Here is a 19,717-nt window from a genome sequence, read left to right as displayed (position 1 = left end):
CCGCGACTCGCATGACCTTGATCCGCCTGATGGTGGCGGCCTGGGCGTTCGCCCTGGCGGTCGCGCCGGCCAAGGCCGATTCGCTGAATGTCGGCACCGCCGATGGATATGCGCGCCTGCTGTTCGGTTTCACGCCGCACGGGCACGTCACAGCAGCCGTCGATGGCGGCGTGCTGACGCTCGGCTTCGATCGCAAGCCCGGTGTTGCGGCGAGTGCGCTCGCCCAGAATGCACCCGCCTATGCCGGCGCCGCCCGCGTCGATCCTGACGGCAAGACCTGGCGTATCGCGCTGGTCCAGCCGGTGCGTCTCCATCAAAGCGAATCCGCCGGCCGGATCGCGATCGACCTGGTGCCCGCCAGCTTCCCCGGCACGCCGCCCGATCTGCCGCCGCCGCCGCCACCGGCGCCCACCACGCTCGACGTCGCAGCCCTGCCCCAGATCGCGGTGCGCTCCGGCAGCTACCAGAACTTCACGCGGCTGGTCTTCGACTGGCCGCACCCCGTCAAATATGCGGTGTTCCCGGGCGCGGGAAAGCTCGGCATCCGTTTCGAGGCGCCGGCGCGCGTCGATGTCTCCGCCATCGCGCGCTTTGCGCCGCCTTGGGTCAAGAATGCGAGCTGGCGGGTCGACGGCAAGGGCACGGTCGTCGAGTTCGATATCGACCAGGCCTCGGGCTTTCACGACTTCCGCGACGGGACGAAAATCGTCCTCGACGTCTTGGCGCCCAAGACGGACGCCGATTCCTATCATCCTCCGGGCGGCGGCAAGCCGACCGTCACCGCGCTGAACGCCGCGCCGCGGAGAACCTCTGCCATGTCCGGCGCACAAGCGGCGGAGATCGCCGCGACGGCCCAGAAGCTCGCCGACGCCGGAAAGCCTGTTGCAGCACCAATCCCTGCCGCCGCGCCGCAACCGCCAGCCGCAACGCCGCCATCCGCGCCGGCAACGGCAGTCGCAGCGGCACCTGCACCGACGGCAGACGCGGATGGGCAAGTCACCCGCACCGGCGCGGTCCTCACCTTCAACGGCGCCGCCAATCGCGGCTCGGCCGTTTTCATCCGCGGCATGACCGCGTGGATCGTGCTCCAGGGCGCGCCGCCGCTGGACGCGGTGAGGCTGAAGGCGGAACTGCGCGACTATCCCGCCGCGGTCGAAGCAGCCTCGGCCGACGGCGTCAGCGTGCTTCGCATCACATTGAAGGGTCCGGCACAGATCGGCGCCCATGCCGACGGCTCGAACCTCAAAGTCGTCATCGGACGGCAAGTCAGCGAATCGCCGATCGCCATCGGCTTTTCCCGCAACCAGGACGATGCGACCCATTCCTCGCTGAGCACGCTGCTGCCCGGCGCGACGCATCCGGTGACGCTGACCGATCCCGTCGCCGGCGACCAGCTCGTCCTTGTTCCCGCCGCGGCGGGACGGGCGATGCTGGCGCCGCATGACTATGTCGAGTTCGGCGTGCTGCAGACCGCGTCCGGCCTCGTGCTGCTCCCCTATGTCGACGATCTGGCCGTCACCATCGACCGCACGCGCGTGACGGTCACGCATCCGGGCGGGCTCGCCCTCACGCCGCCCACGATGCCAGTCGCGGATTCGCCGGCGGCCGTCGCCGCCCGCGGCGGCAGCCCATCCTTCCTCGATTTCGCCGACTGGGCGAAATTCACCGGCGGCAGCTTCCTCAATACCGAGCGCCGCCTGCGGGCGGCCACGGCACGCCTCAGCCCGGGCGACGCCACCCACGCCCGGCTGGTGCTCGCGCGTTTCTATCTCGCCAACGGCTTCTCCGCCGAAGCGCTGGGCCTGATCAATCTGATGCAGTCCGAAAATCCCGCGCTGCAAAGCGACCGCCAGCTCCTCACCATGCGGGCGGCGGCAGACTTCATGATGGGGCGCTATCGCGATGCCCACAACGACATCGCCGGCGCGGCCTTCGACGCGGATCGCCATGCCGCCTTCTGGCGCGGCCTGATCGAGGCAGCACAGGAAGACTGGGACACGGCACGCGCCGATCTCGACCGCGCCGAGCCGGTGCTGGGACAATACCAGCCGGACTGGCAGGCGCGTCAGCGCATCGCCAAGGCACAGGCCGCGCTCGGCCAGGGACATCTGGAAGTCGCGGACGCAGCCATCGCGCGCATGCCGCAGGCGACGGACCGCCGACTTGCGATCGCCGCCGATATCGTGCGTGCGCGTCTGCTCGCCGCCGAAAATCGCGGCCATGATGCGGGACGCCTGTTCGATGCCGTCGACAAGAGCGGCGACGAGCGGGCCGCAGCGGAAGCGATCTACTACCGCACCGAAGCTGCGCTGAAGGCTGGCGTGATGACGCCCGATGCCGCCATCGCGGCCTTGGAGCGCCTGCGCTATCGCTGGCGCGGCGACATGCTGGAGATGCGGACATTGCGCAAGCTCGCCGCGCTCTATTTCGGGCGGCAGCGCTGGCGCGACGGGCTGCACGCGCTGCGCGTCGCGGCGCAGGCCTTCCCGAACGACGATCTGGCGCGCAAGGCGCAGGACGACATGCGCGCGGCCTTCGCGGCGCTGTTCATCAAGGGCAGGGCGGACAAGATCCCGCCGGTCGAGGCGCTGGCGATCTTCTATGACTTCGTCGACCTGACCCCGATCGGTCCGGACGGCGACGAGATGATCCGGCGGATGTCGGACCGGCTGGTCGGGGTCGATCTTCTCGGCCCGGCGGCGGACCTTCTCAACTACCAGATCACCAAGCGTCTCGACGGCATAGCGCGCGCCCAGGTCGCGACGCGGCTCGCCATGATCTACCTGATGGACCAGAAGCCGCAGAACGCACTGGACGCCATCCGCACGACCCAGATCAGCACCTTGCCCGACGATGTGAACCACCAGCGCCTGCTGCTGGAAGCGCGCGCCTTTGCGGCCCTCAAGCAGTGGAACAACGCGCTCGATCTCATCGCCGTCGATCCGGCGGCGGACACCGCACGGCTGCGCGCCGATATCTATTGGGAGAGCGGCAATTGGGCCGTCGCCGGCCAAAAGGCCGAGGAGATGCTTGGGACGCGTTACGGCGACGCCGCGCCGCTCAATCCGACCGAGCGGGAAGACGTCATGCGCGCCGCCGTCGCCTATTCGCTCGCCAATGACGAGCCGAGCCTCGATCGCCTGCGGGCGAATTTCGGCCCGAAGATGAAGGCGAGCCCCGATGCGAGCGCCTTCGCGGTGCTGGCGCAGAGCATCGACGCGCATGGCGTCGCCTTCCGCGACCAGGCGGCGCAGATCGCCTCGGTCGACACGCTGCAAACCTTCATGACGGATTTCCGCAAGCGCTACGCCGCGCCCGCGACGAACTGATCTGGTGCCACCGACGGTATCGCGGATCCTGCGCGAGGCTATGCTTTTTTGCGCAGGCCAAACCAGCCGCGCTTTGCAGTGGACGCGCTTTCAGCCCGGAGTCCCGCGTCGGCGAGATAAGCCTCCAACGCATCCGTATTCCCGGACGATACGATCGCGCCGACATAACCGTCCGGCCGCACGAGCACCCAATCGCCCTCGGCCAAGCCATAGGCCGTTCGGAAATGACCTCCATCGTCCGAGATGTCGCCGCGCGAACCGACCGCGTGGATGTGAAGGCCGGGGCGCGGCTTCACGGAGAGCCGCTCGACACCATAGCCCAGCAACGTCCAGTGCGGGCCCTGGAACAGTTCGAAGAGGCGCGTCGGCAACCCGGCGGCGCCACGCAGGGGCGCATCCGGCGCACGATCGCCGGCAAGTACGCCGTCCTTGCGTGCCGGCTTCTCCAGAACGAGGGACGACTGCGGATAGCCGATGTCGAGTTGCTGGACTTCGCGGCCGCGCCGCATCGAGCCCTGCTTGGCGGCTTCGAGCAGGCCGGTTGCCAGGCCGAGCATCTGCGCCGCGATGGGCCTGCGTTCTTCTTCATAGGTGGCGAGCAGTTTGTCGGGCGCGCCGCGCAGGACCGCGCCGAGTTTCCAACCGAGATTGTAAGCGTCCTGGACGCTCGTATTCAGTCCCTGGCCGCCCGTCGGCGGATGAATGTGCGCCGCGTCGCCGGCCAGAAAGACGCGCCCGGCGCGATAGCGGTCGGCGATCCGCGCATTCATATTGAAGGCAGAGGCCCACGCCACCGAGCGGACGACGATATCCGTTCGTCCGGTGCGTTCGGTGAGAAGAGTGGTCAGCCCGCCTGGCGAGAGATCGATGTCGCCTGCGAGCGGAATGGGGCCTTGGAGCTGGAACAGCGAAGTTCCGGCGAGCGGGCACAGGGAAATCTGGCCGGCCGACCCTTCACCCCAACGATGCCAGAAGTCCCGGCTTACGCCATCGACGGACACGTCCGCGACGATCGCGCGAACGCCGAGCGTCTTGCCGGCAAAGTCGATCTCCAAGGCATGGCGGACGAAGCTGCGCCCGCCATCGGTGCCGACAAGATAGCGCGCGCGAACCGCCTGTCGGCCCCGCGGCGTGGAAACGGTCGCCGAGACGCCTTGGCCATCTTGTGTGAAGGCGACGAGCTCGCGCGCATATTCGACACGATGCCCCAGCTCCAGCAGGCGTTCGCGCAGGACGGCCTCGGTCAGGAATTGCGGGACCATCAACGGGATCTGATAGGGCTCGGCGGGGGTCGGCTCGCCGAGTTCGATGACGACCGAGTCCTCGAAGCCGCCGTCGGGACGATAGGCGCGCTGCGGTGGATAGAGACCGCCGACGGAGACGATGCGGTCGATGACGCCGAGATCCTCGAAGACCTCCTGGCTGCGGGGCTGGATGCCCTTGCCGCGCGAGCCGACGAACGGCGTGGGCGCCTTTTCGATGAGGCGGAATGCGACTCCGCGGCGCGCAAGGTCGATCGCGAGCGTGAGACCGGCGGCGCCGGCGCCGCAGATCAGGACGTCCGTCGAAAAAGGCCTGGCCATACCGACCTCGCGTTATGTGTAATATGCACGTAATCGCGGCCCGCGCCCGGGTCAAGAGGGTATGTGCAAAATGCACTGAATAGGCTATTCGGCTGTCCGGTGGATCAGGCAGCGGGACTCGCAATGCAGGACGGTCGCAGGAAGGCGCAGATCCGGGATTTGCATGCCGCCATGATCGACCTCATGGCCTTGATGAACCGTCCGCAGCGCGACGACATCGTGCTGAAGGAAGCCGGCGTTTCCCTGGATCGCGCCCTCTTTCCGCTTCTGTCGGGCATCGAGAGATTCGGGCCGGTCGGCGTCGTCGATCTGGCCGACAGAGCAGGCCGCGATCACACGACGGTGAGCCGGCAGGTCGCGAAGCTGGTCGCCTTGGGCCTTGTCGAGCGCCGCCCGAGTGCGGCCGACGCACGCATTCACGAGACGATGCTGACAAAGAACGGGCGCAAGATGACGGAGGCGCTGGCCGCCGCGCGCCAGAGGCTCGCCGGTCCGGTGCTGGCCCGGTGGAGCGAACGCGACGTCGACAACCTCGTACGCTTGATGCGCCGTTTTGTCGACGATCTGGCCGGCCTGGAATAGAAGCTCAGCCGGCCTTTGCCCGCTTGCCGGCGGTGCCCAGGATGTCGCCGAGCCAGCCCAAGGCCCGCGCCGCGATCGTCTCCCAGCCCGGCTCCCCGACCAGCCAATGGCTGTGGCCTTCGATCTCTTCGTAGATCGCGCGGCCTTTATAGCGCTCGGCGATGCGGCGAACGGTCGACGGCGGATTGATGCGGTCATGGCTGCCGGTCAGGCAGAGGATGGGACAGACGACGTCCTGCGCATGCACCAGCGCGGCACGCTTGAGATCGAAGGCCCAATGCATGATCTCGAAGGTCGCCAGGCCGGATTCCGGGACGAAGCGCGCGAACACCTTGTGGCGTTCGGCGGGCGGCAGCCGGTCGAGGGAATTGGCCGCCGCGACCCAGTAATCCGGCTTGAGCGGCTGGTTCCAGAAATCGCCCGCCAGCAGCATCGTCTGCGCCGAGGCGATCTCGAACAGCGTGGAGGGCAGGACGCCCCAGGGCGGGCACGGCGCCAGCAGCACCAAGGCGCGCGCCAAGCCCTTTGCCGCCAGCATCTGTGCGAGGAGCCCGCCCAGCGAGTGACCGAGCAGCACCGGCGGCGCATCGAGCTTGGCGATGAACGTCGCCAGATCGGCGGCATAGTCGACGAGGCTCGTCGTGCCGAGCGCACGCGGGACCGGCGCGCCATGTGCGTGGTGGCGCAGCATCGGCGCATGGACACGATAGCCCGCGGCCTCGAAGGGCCTGCGGAACCGCTCGAATACCCACGGACCGCAGAACGCGCCGTGGATCATCACAATCTCGGGACGTTTTGCCGTCACGCCACCGGCCCGGCGACGTCACGGAACGCCGCTATGACCTTGGTGTAGGTGTCGCGCTTGAACGGCACGATCAGGCGCGGCAGCGCCTCCAGTGCCAGCCATTTCCAGGCGGCGAATTCGGGATCGTGCGTCTTGATGTTGATGTCGCCGTCCTCGCCGGTGAAGCGCATCGCGATCCATTTCTGGCGCTGGCCGCGATAACGCCCGTGCAGTGCGACACCCAGCAGGTGCGCCGGCAGGTCGTAGGTCAGCCACTCGTCCATCTCGGCCAGCACCACCGCCTTGTTGGTGCCGGTTTCCTCTTCGAGCTCGCGGAGCGCGGCCTGGGCCGGGGTCTCGCCGTCGTCGATCCCGCCTTGCGGCATCTGCCAGCCTTCGACGGTCTGGTCGATGCGGCGGCCGACGAACACCAGCCCCTCCCCGTTGACCAGCATGATGCCGACACAGGGACGATAGGGCAGGTCATCGTGCTTGAGGAATCCGCCGGCGCGGGCCATGGGCAATCGGGTGCTACTTCTTCGGAGCAACTATGGCCGATGCGGGCACCAGAACAAAGCCCCGCCCGGGCAGGCTTTGGGCCCATTGCCGGACGCGGTCGACCGTGACCGGATGCAGGAAGCCGGCGCCGGAGGCCGAGCCATGGGCGCGCGCTTCGCTCTCCAGCTCCGACAGCTCGCGGTCGATCTCCATCGCGGTCTCGATCTTGTCGATGGTGGCGGTGGCCTGCGCGAAGGGCGTGCCGGTGCGCGCGGCGACGTCGGGCGCCGCCGAATGGCTGGCCGTGCCGTTGTCGTAGAACAGAAGTCCGCGGCGCGAGAGATAGGTCATCACCGGCTCGAGCGAGTCGGAATCCGACATCAGCCGCCCGCCCAGCAGGTTGGTCACGCCGGTGTAGCCGGTGAACCGGGTGAGCGCCCAGACCAGGCGCTCGGTGTTGGCGTCCTCGCCGACGCCGGAGCGCAGCGTATGCGGGCCCGGATCGCTGTCGGGAAAGTCGAACGGTTCCATCGGAACTTCGAGCAGCACTTCGTGGCCCTCGCGGCGCGCTTCGGCGACCCAGCGCTGTACGTCGGAGGCATAGGGCGCGAAAGAGAGCGTGACGCCGGGCGGCAGGCTGGCGAGGGCGGCGGACGTCATCTTGGCGCTGATGCCGAGGCCGCCGATCACGATGGCGATGCGCGGCCGGCCGGTGTCGAGCGTGACGCCCGCATAGGCGCGCAGCGGCGGCGTGCCATCGGCGCCGATCCGGGGCAGCGGACCATTGGGCGTCGCCTCGATCAGGGCGGGATCCGCGACGAGGGCGCGGCCGGCATAGATGCGCTGGCTGATCGTCGCGGGCACGATGGCCGGCGGCGGGACGACATCGCCCGGATTCTGTCCCGGCTGCGGTGCGGCGTTGGCGGCGCCAGCCTGCGGCACGACCGGCACCGCCGCGATCTTCTGCGCGATCTCGGGCATGGCGAAATGCAGCACAGGCTCGCCGGCGCGCGGATCGCCGAACAGGACGGCCGTGATGCCGAAAAGAATCAGAAGCGCCAGGACGACGAAATAGCCGAGCGCGAGCAGGCGCGGCCCGCGCGGCTGCCGGGCATCCGCGGGCGATCCGTCACCGGTCATGCTGCTCGCAGCCATGAGCGGAGGATAGCGCGATTTACCGTTACGGAGTTGTTAACGATCCGCATTCAGGCGTGGCTGGGGGTGTTTCCGTCGACGGCCAGCGTCTTGTGCAGGAAGGCGAGCGCCATCGCGAGCTGGAAGTCGTCATAGGTCTTGCCCGGCGCCGGCTCGAGCGCCTTGCCGAGCGGCTTGGCGGGTGGACCTTCGGCGAGGAGATGATGCGGCAGCTCCTCCTCCCGCTCATAGTCCGGCGCGTCGGGTCCGCCCGAGACCACGACGTCGGGCACGATGCCCGTCACCTGGATCGAGCGTCCCGCCGGCGTGTAGTAGCGCGCCGTCGTCATGTGCAGCGCGCCGCCGGCGCCATTGTCGAGCGGCATGATCGACTGCACCGAGCCCTTGCCGAAGGAGAGCGTGCCAAGGATCGTCGCGCGGCGGTGATCCTGCAGCGCGCCCGCGACGATCTCCGAGGCCGACGCCGTGCCGCCATTGATCAGCACCACCAGCGGCCTGCCGCCCGTGATGTCGCCGTAATGGGCGTCGTAGCGCTCGATGTTGTCGCGATCGCGGCCGCGCACCGAAACGATCTCGCCGCGGTCGAGCAGATCGTCCGCCACGTCGATGGACGCCTGCAGCACGCCGCCGCCATTGTCGCGCAGATCGATGACGAAGCCTTTGAGCGAGGGGCCGATCTGGCGCTTCAGCGCCGCCACGGCGAGTCGCAGATCCGGATCCGTGCGGTCGGAAAACGCGACGATCTTGATGTAGCCGACGTCGCCCTCGCGGTGCCAGGTCAACCGTTCCACCTCGATCTGCTCGCGTTTCAGCGTCAGGTCGAGCGGCTTGGCGCTGTCGCGCGCGATGCTGAGCGCCACCGTCGTGCCGATCGTGCCGCGCATGCGCGAGGAGACGTCGTCGAGCGTATGACCTTTCATCGCCACGCCGTCGATCGAGACCAGGACGTCGTCCTTCTTGATGCCGGCGCGGCTGGCCGGCGTATCGTCGATCGGCATGACGACCTTGGCGACGCCGTCTTTCACGGTGACGATCAGACCGATGCCGCCATAGGCGCCGGCCGCCTTGGTCTCCATCGCCTCGAAGGTACGCGGATCGAAATAGCTCGAATGGGCGTCGAGATTGGTCAGCATGCCGCCGATCGCATGCTCGACCAGATCGCGATCGTTCGGCTTCTCCAGATAATCGCTGCGCACCAGCTGCAGCGCCTCGCCGAAGCGGCCAAGCGCCGGCTCGCCCGGGGCGAAGGGATTGATCGCGCCATAGGCGAAGTGCGACGCGGCGAAGGCGAGGCCGAAGCCCGCCACCGCACCCAGCGCAACCAGACCCAGCCTGTTCATCGCCCCGAACGTCCGCCCTATTGGTTCGCTGCGACCTTGCCGTGCAGCATGTTCAGCGCATAGGTGAGCTGGAAGTCGTAAGGCTTGCCGTCCGTTCCCGTCTTCGGCGCGGTCGCCGGGGGACGGATGACCGTCTGGTTCGCCTTCTTGACGACCGGCTCGCCCGCGAGATGGCCCGGAAGGTCGGCCTCGCTCGGGCGCGCGATCTTCGGGATGTCGTCCTCGTTCCCCGCCGCCACCATCACATCGGGGACGATGCCCTGCGCCTGGATCGAATGGCCGGACGGCGTGTAGTAGCGCGCCGTCGTCAGGCGCAGCGCGCCGCCCCCATCGCCCAGCGGGATGATCGTCTGCACCGAGCCTTTGCCGAACGACGTCATGCCGAGGATCGTCGCGCGATGATGATCCTGCAGCGCACCGGCCACGATCTCGGACGCCGAGGCGGTGCCGGCATTGACCAGCACGATCACCGGCTTGCCGTCGGTGACGTCGCCGGCATGGGCGTCGTAGCGCTGCGTGTCGTCGGCATGGCGGCCGCGCGTCGAGACGACTTCGCCGGAGGTCAGGAAATCGTCGGAGACCTGGACCGCCTGGTCGAGCAGGCCGCCCGGATTGTTGCGCAGGTCGAGGATGTAACCCTTGATGCCGGGGCCGATTTGCTTCTTCAGGTCGCGCACCGCGCTCTCGAGGCCGCTCGCGGTGTTCTCGTTGAAGCCCGGCATGCGGATATAGCCGACATCGCCCTCGCGGTGCCAGCGCACCTCGTCCACCGCCACGACGGCGCGCATCAGCGTCACGTCGAAGGGCTTCTTCGGCGCCGTCTTGTCGCCGGTGCGCAGGATGGTGAGCGTGATCTTGGTGCCGACCGCGCCGCGCATCTTGTCGATCGCGTCGTTGAGGTTGAGGCCCTGCACCGAGCCGCCGTTGATCGCGGCGATATAGTCGCCCGCCTTGATGCCGGCCTTTGCGGCCGGCGTGTTGTCGATCGGCGAGATGACCTTCACCAGGCCGTTCTCCATCGTCACCTCGATGCCGATGCCGCCAAAGGAGCCCTTGGTCTGGATCTGCATGTCGGCGAAGGCCTTCGCGTCCATGTAGCTCGAATGCGGGTCGAGGCTCGAGACCATGCCCTGGATGGCGGCGTCGATCAGCTCGTTCTCGTCGACGGGGCGCACATAGTTGGCGCGGACCCGCTCGAAGGCGTCGCCGAACAGATTGAGCGGGCGGTAGATGCTCGCGTCGCCGGCGCCATGGGCGGCGGGCAGGACGCCGAGCGCCACGATGAAGCCGGAGACGACGCCGAGGCCGGCATATGCAAAACGCTTCATGTTCTTTTTGCCTTCCTTAAGTCCAGACCCAGCAGAGGTGCCGGACTGGCCGCCCGCCCGTTCTGACGCAATTCGAAGTAAAGCTCGCCATTCTGGCCCATTTGCGGCCCGTTACCGCCCGCCTGGGGCATGACGCCGACCGGTTCGCCAGCCAGGACCTGATCGCCCGGCTTCACCATGACCCGGTCCAGCCCCGCGAGCACGAGATCGTACCCAGTCGTGACTTCCAGGATCAAGACTTGTCCGTTCTTATGGTAAGGACCTGCAAAAAGCACCTCACAGTCGGCAGGTGCGACGACCTGCGCGCCGGCAGCGGCGGCGAAGCTCACGCCGGGACCATGGCCTGCGCCGGGGCCGGACAGCATGGTTCCGACCACGGGCTGGAGCAACGCGGGGCGCGAGCCGCCATCCCCGGCGTTTTGCGCGGTTACAACCACGACAGATTGCTGCGCCGGCCTCGCCCGCAGCACCGCGACCTTGGCGAGCAGCGCCGCCAGATCGGCGGCCTGGCCGGCAGCCGCCTCCAACCTGGTGCGCAAGACGGCATAGGTTGCGTCGGCCGTCACCGCCTCGCGGTTCTTGATCGCGAGGAGTTGATCGAGTTCCACCCGCGCATGGGCCAGCGCCGCCGCGTTGCGAATGCCGTCGCGCCTGCGGGCGACGAGGTCGCGCCGGGTCCGCTGCAAGGCCTCGATCCGCCGCGCCAACGCCGCCGCCTTGCCGTAGACGTCGGGCAGCGAGGCGCCGACCAGCATCGCGCCGCGCGCCGCGCCCAGCGCATCGTCGGGACGCATCGCGATGGCCGGCGGCGTGTCATGCTGCAGCCGCTCGATCACTGCGAGCAGACGGGCGACGCCGACGCGGTCGCGTGTGAAGCTCGCCGAGAGTCTTCGGTCTTCCACCACAAGCCGCGCGATCTCGCGGTCGAGGACGATCTTCTCGCGCTCCAGCGTCTGCACCATGCGCGCGGTGTCGATCAGTCGTCGCTGCAAGGCGCGCGCTTGCGCCTTCAACGCAGCGCTATGCGCCTTGGCCGAATCCACCGCAGGTCTGGTTTTCGCGATGTCGCCTTTGAGGTGCTTGAACTGGTCTGCAGTCGACGGCAAGCGCCCGGCGTCGCGCGCCGGCAGCGCATGGGACAGATCCGGCAGCGGTTCGACCGTCGGCTCGATAACAGGGGGCGCCGGCGCAGTCTGCACGGCTTCGGGCTTGGCGCGGGGCCGCAGATGCGGGCTCGTGTGCGGCGGCTTGCGCGCGCCCGCAAGGAGGACAGCGGCCGCCAGCGCCACGACCAGCAAGGCGCGCGGGCGCAAGGCCGTCAGGCGGCGCTCTCCGTCGCATGCCGGACGAGGGAACGCCCCGTCATCTGCGGCGACCGCGGCAGGCCCATCAGCTCCAGCAGCGTCGGCGCGACGTCGGCGAGACGGCCATTGCCGAGTTTCGTTCCGGACGGCGCGTTGATCGCGATGATCGGGACGTCGAGCGTGGTATGCGCGGTGTGCGGCGCATGCGTCACGGGATCCTTCATCAATTCGACATTGCCGTGGTCGGCCGTGACCAGCAGCACGCCACCGGCGCGTTCCACCGCGGTGCGCAGACGGCCGAGACAGGTGTCGATGGTGTCGACGGCTTCGATCGCTGCCGCCATCACGCCGGTGTGCCCGACCATGTCGGGATTGGCGAAGTTCACGACGATGAGATCGTAGATCCCCGAGGCAATGGCGTCTTCCAGCCTGGCCGTCACCTCGAAAGCGCTCATCTCTGGCTTGACGTCGTAGGTCGCGACGTTGGGACTGGGGACGAGGATGCGGTCTTCGCCGTCGAACTTATCCTCCCGCCCACCATTCAGGAAGAAGGTGACATGGGCGTATTTCTCGGTCTCGGCGATGCGCAGCTGTTTGAGGCCGCGCGCCGCGACGATCTCGCCCAGCGTGCCGGTGATGTTCTCGGCCGGGAACAGCGCGGTCATCAGCCTGTTCAGGTCGTCGGAATATTCGGTCATGCCGGCCGCGGCGCTGAACGCCACCATGCGCTCGCGCGCGAAGCCGGCAAATCCCCTGTCGAGCAGCGCCAGCGAAATCTCCCGCGCCCGGTCGGCGCGGAAATTCGCGAACAGCAAGGCATCGCCGTCCTCCATGCCGGCATAATCGCCGATCACGCAAGGCAAGACGAATTCGTCGGTCACATCGCTCTCGTATGACGTCTCGACGGCGCGGAGCGCATCGGCGAATTTGTCGCCCCGCGCATCGACCAGCGCCTCATAGGCCTTGCTCACGCGATCCCAGCGCTTGTCGCGATCCATCGCGTAATAGCGGCCCGACACCGTGGCGATGCGGACGCCCGCGAGACCCGCGATCGAATCGAGGAAGGTCCCGAGATAGCCCTCCGCGCTCTTGGGCGGCGTGTCGCGGCCGTCGAGGAAGGCGTGGACGAAGACCGGCAGTTCGGCGGCGGCCAGCGCGTGGACCAGGGCGGTGATGTGGGACTGGTGGCTGTGCACGCCGCCCGGCGAGAGCAGCCCCATCACATGCACCGCGCCCTTCGCGGCACGCGCCCCGGCGATGAGATCGACCAGCGCGGGGCGCCGCGCGAGGCTGCCGTCCTCGATCGCCAGATCGATGCGCGGCAGGTCCTGGCTCACCACGCGGCCGGCGCCGATGTTCATATGGCCGACTTCCGAATTGCCCATCTGGCCCGCCGGCAAGCCGACGGCATGGCCGGAGGTCGCGAGCAGCGCATGCGGCGAATCGGCGAGCATCCGGGTGTAGTTGGGCGTGCGCGCCGCCGCGATGGCGTTGTCGGTGGGATCGGGCCGCCAGCCCCAGCCGTCGAGAATGCACAGAACCGCCGGACGCGGACGCGAAGAGGATGGGGCGGCGGACATCAAGAGTTCCCATTACGGATGCGGCGTGAAAGGAAAATAGGAAGCGGACTCTAGCATGTCCAATCCTCCTTCCGGCGTGCGGGTATTCGCGCACGCGGGCCATGCGTCCAGCGCCTTTGACACGGGCGGTGCCCGCGCCATCTTCTCCGGATGCGCTCTCTTCTCCTCCTCCGCCGCGGACCGTTCGGCCGGCCTTATGCCTTGGTCGTCGTCGGCATCGTGTTCGTTTCCCTGCTGGCCGCGGCCGGGCTGCGCTCGACCCCGGCCGTGCTCATGGTGCCGTGGGGACATGCGTTCGGCTGGTCGCGCGCCACCGTCTCCTTCGCCGCGGCGACCGGCATCTTCCTGTTCGGCCTCACCGGTCCCTTCGCGGCGGCTGCGATGCAGCGCTTCGGCATCCGCCGCACCGTGCTGGCGGCGCTGGTGCTGATGAGCGCATCGACGGGCTTGAGCCTGGCGATGACGCAGGCCTGGCAGCTCGTCCTGCTGTGGGGCGTCTTGTCGGGCGTCGGCAGCGGCTGCATCGCCAATGTGCTGTCCGCCACCATCGCGAATCGCTGGTTCGTCACCAATCGCGGCCTCGTCACCGGGCTGTTCGCCGCCAGCACCTCGACCGGCACGCTGGTGTTTTTCCCGCTGCTCTCCGCCATCGTCGAGCGCGGCGGCTGGAAGCCGGTCGTGATCGTCGTGACGCTCGGGCTCGCCGCGCTGATCCCGCTGGTGGCGTTCTTCCTGCCCGAGCGGCCGGGCGATGTCGGCGAAGCCCCGTTCGGCGCGGACGCAACGCATGTCCCGCCGCCGCCAAGCAAGGCCAATCCGCTGCGCACCGCCTTCGAGGGTCTCGCCCTGGGCGCACGGAGCCGCGATTTCTGGCTGCTGGCCGGCACCTTCTTCGTCTGCGGCCTCACCACCAATGGGCTGATCGGCACGCATATGATCGCGCTGTGCTCCGATCACGGCCTGGCCGAGGTGACGGCGGGCAGCCTGCTCGCGATGATGGGATTGTTCGACCTGGTGGGGACGACCGCGTCGGGCTGGCTGACCGACCGCTTCGATCCGCGCAAGCTGCTCTTCGCCTATTACGCGCTGCGCGGCCTGTCGCTGATCTACCTGCCCTATGCCGATTTCACCTTCTACGGCTTGTCGTTCTTCGCGGTGTTCTACGGCCTCGACTGGATCGCCACCGTGCCGCCGACGCTGGCCTTGGCGAACAAGGCGTTCGGCGAGGCGCAGGCGCCGGTGATCTTCGGCTGGATCTCGGCCAGCCACCAGATCGGCGCCGCGACCGCCGCCTTCCTGGCCGGCGCCTCGCGCTCCGCCAGCGGCTCCTATCTCGAAGCATTCGTCGCCGCCGGGCTGGTCGCACTGGGCGCCGCCCTCGCCTCGCTGTTCATCGCCGGACGCCGGATGGCGCCGGCCTGAAACTGCCGGGAAGAACTTGCCGGGCGCCCGCGAGCGCCTCCCTATCCCACTGAATGGAAAGGAGAATCTCCGCGCCAACCGCGGCACGAAACTGGCAAGAGAATGCCCGGACAAGCGTCAGAGAGCAGAATGCGCCGCGCACTCTATATAAGAATTGCCTGCCTCTTCCTGGGGGCGAGCCTCGCCGCGGCGCCGTTCCCCGCGCTCGCCTTCAGCCGGGTCAAGGACCTGGTCGACGTCGAGGGCATCCGCGACAACATGCTGATCGGCTACGGCCTGGTCGTCGGTCTCAACGGCTCGGGCGACAGCCTCAAGAACGCGCCGTTCACCCAGCAAAGCCTGCAGACCATGCTGGAGCGCATGGGCGTGAACACCCATGGCACGACCATGCAGACCAAGAACGTCGCCGCCGTGATGGTGACCGCCAACCTCCACGCCTTTTCGGCGCAAGGCACCCGCATCGACATTTCGGTCAGCGCCATGGGCGACGCCAAGAGCCTGCAGGGCGGCACCTTGCTGGCGACGACGCTGTTCGGCGCCGACGGCCAGATCTACGCGGTCGGCCAGGGGCCTGTCGCGATCGGCGGCTTTGCCGCCAGCGGCGATGCCGCCAGCGTGACGCGCGGCGTGCCGACCGCCGGGCGCATCGCGAACGGCGCGATCGTCGAGCGCGAGATCCCGTTCAACCTCGCCTCGCAGCGCGCGCTGCGCCTGTCGCTGCGCAATCCCGATCTCACCACCGCGTCGCGCATCGCAACCGCGGTCAATGCTTATATGGGCGGCGGCGTGGCGGAGGCGACCGATCCGTCCACCGTGCGCCTCACCGTGCCGGACGGCTATCCGCGCGGCGTCATGGGCCTCTTGACCGATCTCGAACAGGTCAAGGTCGATCCCGACGAGGCGGCGCGCGTCGTGATCGACGAGCAGTCCGGCGTGATCGTGATGGGCGCGGATGTGCGGATATCCACCGTCGCCATCGCACAGGGCAATCTCACCATCCGCGTCACCGAGACGCCGCAGGTCAGCCAGCCCCAACCTTTCTCCAGCGGCGGCACGACGACGACCGTTCCGCGCACCCAGATCAGCGTCGACGAAGGCAAGGGCAACAAGATGGTCGTGCTGCACGAGGGCGTCTCGCTGCAGAGCCTGGTCGACGGCTTGAATGCGCTGGGCGTGGGGCCGCGCGACATCATCTCCATCCTCCAGGCGATCAAGGCGGCCGGCGCGCTGCAGGCCGACATCCAGGTGATCGGATGAGCGGGGCCATCGACACCACCGGCGCGATGACCGCGCTGCAATCCGCGCCGGTCGCGATGCCGAGCCGCACCAGCGACCCGGCCGCGGCCAAGAAGGCCGCCGAGCAGTTCGAGGGCGTGTTCATCAACCAGTTCCTCGGCGAGATGTTCGCCGGGATCTCGACCGACGGGCCGTTCGGCGGCGGCCAGGGCGAAGAGATGTTCCGCTCCCTCATGGTCGACGAATACGGCAAGCAGATCGTGTCGCAGGGCGGCTTCGGCCTCTCCCAGGCCGTGCAGCGCGAACTCTTGAAGACCCAGGAGGCCGTCCATTGAGCGCGGAGAGCGAACGCATCGAGCGCCTGGTCAAGCTGGCCGAACGCCTGATCGAGGCGATCGAGGCCGACATCGCGGCCTTGAAGGCGGGCAAGCCGCAGCAGATGCGCACGACCGACCCGGAGATTCAGCGGCTGTCGGCGCTGTATGGCCGCGAGGCGCATGGCCTGACGCCCGACGCGGCGAAAGCCGCGCCGGCGCCGTTGCGGGCGCGCTTCGTCGACGTCACGAACAGATTCCGCGACCTGCTGCAACTGCATGGCCGCATGCTGACGCGGGTGCGCAATGCCAGCGAGGGGATGATCAAGGCGATCGCCGCCGAGGTCGACCGCCGCGCCGCGCCGACGCGGACCTATGATCCGCGCGCCGCCACCTATGGCAAGCCGGCGCGGGCGATGGTGTTCAACAGCGTGGTGTGACGGCGCCGCTTTTCGCCGGCTTCAGGCGACGAGGGACGATGACGACGTGCTGCCGCCGAGCATGCTCAGCGCGAGGCTGTAATTGGAGAGCTGCGAGGTGAGATAGGCGGGCGCGGCTCCGGACGTGTTGCCCGGCGTCGCCGCCGGTGTCGCGGGCGCATTCGTCGTCTGATAGGCGCTTTGTATCTTGGACAGCACGCCGAGCAGCTGCGAACGCGCCATGTCGGCACCGGTCTTGGTCGTCAGATCGAAACTGCCGGTCAGTCCCAGACCGAAGGACGGCGTGTCGGTGCTCGACGAGGTCGTATTGGCGCTGCCGTCGGAGTTCTTCGTGGCCGGCGCGGAGAGATTGCCGGGCGGAATGCCCAGGCGCGACAACGCGTCGAAATTCGCCGGCCCCGACGCCAGCCCGATGGTCACGCCGGGATTGACCGCGATCGTGAGCCCTTCGGCGCCATTGGTATAGGCGACCGAGGCCTTGCCGTAGGATTGCAGCTGGATGTTGATCTTGCTGACCAGCGATTGCAGCGTCTCGCCCTTGTCGATCGTGATGGTCGCGGTGCGGGCCGCGATGCCCTGGAGCTGAATCTGGAACGAGTCGCCGGCGCGCAGCGTGGTCTGGGCCGTCAGGTCGACGGACTGGTTCGGATTGACCGTGCCGCGCGGCAGCCCCAGCGCATCCAGCACGCTCGAACCGCTGGCGTCCACCGCGATGCCGGCGCCGCTGGAGATGCCGTCGAGCCCGCCATATTGCCGCGTCCAGTTCACCGTGCCGTCCGCCGCCATCGAAGTCGCGAACATGTTGCTGACATTGGCGATGTTGCGCGACTGGCCGGCGAAAGTGCCGGTGGTCGAGCCGGTGAGATAGACCGTGCCGTCGCCGCCGACGGTGACCGCGCCACCCTTGTCGGCGGCGCTGGTGCCGACATAGGAGACGAAATTCGCGGCCGCCGTCGTACCCTGATCGGTGAGCTTGAAGACGAACGCATCGGTGCCGCCCGAACTCGCCTGCGCGACGCCGGCGGCGCCGCCCGCGGTGAGATTGCCGTTGGCGGTCGTACCGGACACGTAGACCTGGTTGCCCGAGACGGTGAGGCCGCCGATCGCGCCGCCGGCCTGCAGGTCGCCGAGATCGCTTTGCCAGACCGGGGCGCCGGTCGCGTCGCCATTGGCGTATTTGGAGATGATGGCGTGGCCGTCCTGCGTGCTCGCGACATAGAGGCTGCCGTCGGCGCCGGTCGCGGTCGCCGCGACCGTATCGCTCGCCGTCGTGCCGAATTGCCGTTCGTAGACGACCTTGCCCTTGTTATCGAGCTTGGCGAGATAGGCGTCCTGGCCGTCGACCTTGGTCTGGCCCGCGCCGATCACGCCGCCCGAGACCTGGCCGCCGATGAAGACATTGCCCGAGGCGTCGACGCTCACCGCGGCGGCTTGGTTTTGCGCCAGGGTCTGGATCTGCCTGATCCAGGTCTGGTTGCCGTCGGCATCGTATTTCGCGACGAAGGTATCGGTGTTGCCGTTGGTGACCGATGTCGTGGCGAGCTGCGCCGTGCTCGATCCGGCGATCACCACGCCGCCGGTCGGATCGAGCGCCAGCGACGTGCCGCTGGCGGAGCCGGCACTGCCCAGCATCCGCGTCCACAGCACGTTGCCGGCGGAATCGTATTTGGTCAGGTAGGCGTCCTGGGTGCCCTGGTTGACCTGGTTGCCGAAATCTCCGGTGGCGTTGCCGAGCACATAAACGTTGCCGCTCGCATCCACCACGGTCGACTGCGCCGTGGTCGTGCCCGTCGTCGGCTGCGCGCTGGCGCTTCCCGTGCTGACCGGATCGCCATCGAGGTCGGAGAGCTTGATCAGGCGGCCTTGCTGGTCGGCGACGGTCGAGCTTGTGGTCGTGCCGTTCGCGACGGTGGTGACGGCGGACGCCTGGCCCATCGAGCCGGCGAGATAGAGAGCCGGCGTCGCGTCCGCGGAAGAGAGATTCACGGTCTCGTTCGCGCCCGGCGAGACCTGCAGGCCATAGGTCGCCGTGGTCGGGTCGAGCACCGAGCCGGCGGTCAGCACCTTCTGGAAGCGCGTCTTGAAGCCGTCGGTCGACAGCGTCTGGTTCACATAGGAGACGACGTTGTCGAGGGTCAGCGGCCCCTGGATCTGGGAAAGGTCGATGTCGACATTGGTCGTCGTCACGCCTTTCTTCACCGCGATCGTGAAGCTGTCGGACGCCGAAAGCCCCGGCAGCGCATTGCCCAAATTCGCGTTGTTCACGAGCGTTTTGGTCTGGTAGTCGAACGAGCCGAACGGGACGACGACGCTCGATGTGACGCTCGCCGCGGGGATCGCGGCCTGCAGGGTGAAATTGTTGAAGCTCGTCTTCGAGATATAGCTCTCGACCTGCTGCAGGCCGGCCTGGAAGCGAGTGTCGAGGCCGGCGAGCTGCCCTGCCGTCGTGCCGTCGCGCTGGCCCATCTTGGCGATATAGGCAAGCGTGTTGACCGCGCTGTAGAGCGAGAAGAGCTTCTGGTTGTCCTGCTCGGTCTTCGCGTCGGTGCTGATCGACGTGCTGAGCGGCACATTGCTGGTGTCGAGGAAGTTCGTGGTCGACAGGACCTTGGCGTCCATCACCGTCTGGTCGGGCTGCGAGGCCTCCCAGGGCGGCGCGTCGTTCGCGGTCGCGCTCTTGTTCGTGCTCGTCGCTGCTTGTTGCGGCGCCGCGGACGCCGGCGTCGCGGTGCTTCCAAGCTTCGCCTGGTAGAAGCTGAGCAGCAGGTTGGGATCGAGACCGACGGACACGCAGGCAGCCTTTACGGAACGATGCCGAAGTT

At 68.1% G+C, this 19,717-nt stretch carries 15 protein-coding genes; 6 read left to right on the top strand and 9 right to left on the bottom strand.

The window, feature by feature from the left end; translation table 11 throughout:
* Window positions 1-11: 11 nt before the first annotated feature.
* Window positions 12-3,329: a hypothetical protein gene (locus tag WDM91_17330; protein MEI9996364.1), complete on the top strand. Its 3,318-nt coding sequence runs from the start codon at window positions 12-14 to the stop codon at window positions 3,327-3,329.
* Window positions 3,330-3,367: 38 nt separating this feature from the next.
* Here the strand turns inward: WDM91_17330 and WDM91_17325 are convergent, their stop codons facing one another.
* Window positions 3,368-4,912, bottom strand: a complete 1,545-nt coding sequence (locus WDM91_17325; protein MEI9996363.1) for an FAD-dependent oxidoreductase — start codon at window positions 4,910-4,912, stop codon at window positions 3,368-3,370.
* Between the two features lie 123 nt (window positions 4,913-5,035).
* On the opposite strand from WDM91_17325, the gene WDM91_17320 reads away from it, so the two are divergent.
* Window positions 5,036-5,494, top strand: coding sequence for a MarR family transcriptional regulator (locus WDM91_17320; protein MEI9996362.1), 459 nt, complete (start codon window positions 5,036-5,038; stop codon window positions 5,492-5,494).
* A gap of 4 nt (window positions 5,495-5,498) precedes the next feature.
* Here WDM91_17320 and WDM91_17315 read toward each other — a convergent pair whose 3' ends face one another.
* The 7 genes from WDM91_17315 to gpmI form a co-directional block, all read right to left on the bottom strand.
* Window positions 5,499-6,299 (bottom strand): alpha/beta hydrolase, encoded by an 801-nt coding sequence (locus tag WDM91_17315; GenBank protein ID MEI9996361.1) that lies wholly within the window; start codon window positions 6,297-6,299, stop codon window positions 5,499-5,501.
* Window positions 6,296-6,796: an RNA pyrophosphohydrolase gene (locus tag WDM91_17310; protein MEI9996360.1), complete on the bottom strand. Its 501-nt coding sequence runs from the start codon at window positions 6,794-6,796 to the stop codon at window positions 6,296-6,298. The genes WDM91_17315 and WDM91_17310 overlap by 4 nt, the downstream gene beginning before the upstream one ends.
* Window positions 6,797-6,809: 13 nt before the next feature.
* A complete protein-coding gene (locus WDM91_17305; protein ID MEI9996359.1) occupies window positions 6,810-7,916 on the bottom strand; it encodes a divergent polysaccharide deacetylase family protein in 1,107 nt (368 codons plus the stop codon).
* Between the two features lie 65 nt (window positions 7,917-7,981).
* The gene (locus tag WDM91_17300) at window positions 7,982-9,271 is read right to left on the bottom strand and encodes a S41 family peptidase (GenBank protein MEI9996358.1); all 1,290 of its coding nucleotides are present in this window, start codon (window positions 9,269-9,271) and stop codon (window positions 7,982-7,984) included.
* 17 nt (window positions 9,272-9,288) lie between these two features.
* Window positions 9,289-10,599, bottom strand: coding sequence for a S41 family peptidase (locus WDM91_17295; protein MEI9996357.1), 1,311 nt, complete (start codon window positions 10,597-10,599; stop codon window positions 9,289-9,291).
* On the bottom strand, window positions 10,596-11,912 hold the full coding sequence (locus tag WDM91_17290; GenBank protein ID MEI9996356.1) for a peptidoglycan DD-metalloendopeptidase family protein: 1,317 nt from the start codon (window positions 11,910-11,912) through the stop codon (window positions 10,596-10,598). The genes WDM91_17295 and WDM91_17290 overlap by 4 nt, the downstream gene beginning before the upstream one ends.
* 5 nt (window positions 11,913-11,917) lie before the next feature.
* Window positions 11,918-13,483, bottom strand: coding sequence for a 2,3-bisphosphoglycerate-independent phosphoglycerate mutase (gene gpmI, locus WDM91_17285; GenBank protein ID MEI9996355.1), 1,566 nt, complete (start codon window positions 13,481-13,483; stop codon window positions 11,918-11,920).
* A gap of 150 nt (window positions 13,484-13,633) precedes the next feature.
* Between gpmI and WDM91_17280 the strand changes: the two genes are divergently transcribed.
* The 4 genes from WDM91_17280 to WDM91_17265 all read left to right on the top strand — a co-directional run bounded on the left by WDM91_17280 (window position 13,634) and on the right by WDM91_17265 (window position 16,895).
* The gene (locus tag WDM91_17280) at window positions 13,634-14,905 is read left to right on the top strand and encodes an MFS transporter (GenBank protein MEI9996354.1); all 1,272 of its coding nucleotides are present in this window, start codon (window positions 13,634-13,636) and stop codon (window positions 14,903-14,905) included.
* 129 nt (window positions 14,906-15,034) lie between these two features.
* Window positions 15,035-16,162, top strand: a complete 1,128-nt coding sequence (locus WDM91_17275) for a flagellar basal body P-ring protein FlgI (GenBank protein ID MEI9996353.1) — start codon at window positions 15,035-15,037, stop codon at window positions 16,160-16,162.
* On the top strand, window positions 16,159-16,476 hold the full coding sequence (locus WDM91_17270) for a rod-binding protein (GenBank protein MEI9996352.1): 318 nt from the start codon (window positions 16,159-16,161) through the stop codon (window positions 16,474-16,476). Before WDM91_17275 ends, WDM91_17270 begins: the two co-directional genes overlap by 4 nt.
* Window positions 16,473-16,895: a hypothetical protein gene (locus WDM91_17265; protein ID MEI9996351.1), complete on the top strand. Its 423-nt coding sequence runs from the start codon at window positions 16,473-16,475 to the stop codon at window positions 16,893-16,895. The genes WDM91_17270 and WDM91_17265 overlap by 4 nt, the downstream gene beginning before the upstream one ends.
* Window positions 16,896-16,916: 21 nt before the next feature.
* On the opposite strand, the gene WDM91_17260 is transcribed toward WDM91_17265, so the two are convergent.
* Window positions 16,917-19,685: a hypothetical protein gene (locus WDM91_17260; GenBank protein ID MEI9996350.1), complete on the bottom strand. Its 2,769-nt coding sequence runs from the start codon at window positions 19,683-19,685 to the stop codon at window positions 16,917-16,919.
* Between the last annotated feature and the right edge of the window lie 32 nt (window positions 19,686-19,717).

The sequence above is a fragment of the Rhizomicrobium sp. genome (assembly GCA_037200385.1).
In the GTDB taxonomy this organism is placed as follows: domain Bacteria; phylum Pseudomonadota; class Alphaproteobacteria; order Micropepsales; family Micropepsaceae; genus Rhizomicrobium.
This window is presented reverse-complemented; position numbering and strand designations above follow the sequence as displayed.

Excerpts from the sequence above, each read along its gene's own strand:
- WDM91_17330 (MEI9996364.1), top strand. The coding sequence starts at position 12 with ATGACCTTGATCCGCCTGATGGTGGCGGCCTGGGCGTTCGCCCTGGCG.
- WDM91_17325 (MEI9996363.1), bottom strand. The coding sequence starts at position 4,912 with ATGGCCAGGCCTTTTTCGACGGACGTCCTGATCTGCGGCGCCGGCGCC.
- WDM91_17320 (MEI9996362.1), top strand. The coding sequence starts at position 5,036 with ATGCAGGACGGTCGCAGGAAGGCGCAGATCCGGGATTTGCATGCCGCC.
- WDM91_17310 (MEI9996360.1), bottom strand. The coding sequence starts at position 6,796 with ATGGCCCGCGCCGGCGGATTCCTCAAGCACGATGACCTGCCCTATCGT.
- WDM91_17305 (MEI9996359.1), bottom strand. The coding sequence starts at position 7,916 with ATGACCGGTGACGGATCGCCCGCGGATGCCCGGCAGCCGCGCGGGCCG.
- WDM91_17300 (MEI9996358.1), bottom strand. The coding sequence starts at position 9,271 with ATGAACAGGCTGGGTCTGGTTGCGCTGGGTGCGGTGGCGGGCTTCGGC.
- WDM91_17295 (MEI9996357.1), bottom strand. The coding sequence starts at position 10,599 with ATGAAGCGTTTTGCATATGCCGGCCTCGGCGTCGTCTCCGGCTTCATC.
- gpmI (MEI9996355.1), bottom strand. The coding sequence starts at position 13,483 with ATGTCCGCCGCCCCATCCTCTTCGCGTCCGCGTCCGGCGGTTCTGTGC.
- WDM91_17280 (MEI9996354.1), top strand. The coding sequence starts at position 13,634 with ATGCGCTCTCTTCTCCTCCTCCGCCGCGGACCGTTCGGCCGGCCTTAT.
- WDM91_17275 (MEI9996353.1), top strand. The coding sequence starts at position 15,035 with ATGCGCCGCGCACTCTATATAAGAATTGCCTGCCTCTTCCTGGGGGCG.
- WDM91_17270 (MEI9996352.1), top strand. The coding sequence starts at position 16,159 with ATGAGCGGGGCCATCGACACCACCGGCGCGATGACCGCGCTGCAATCC.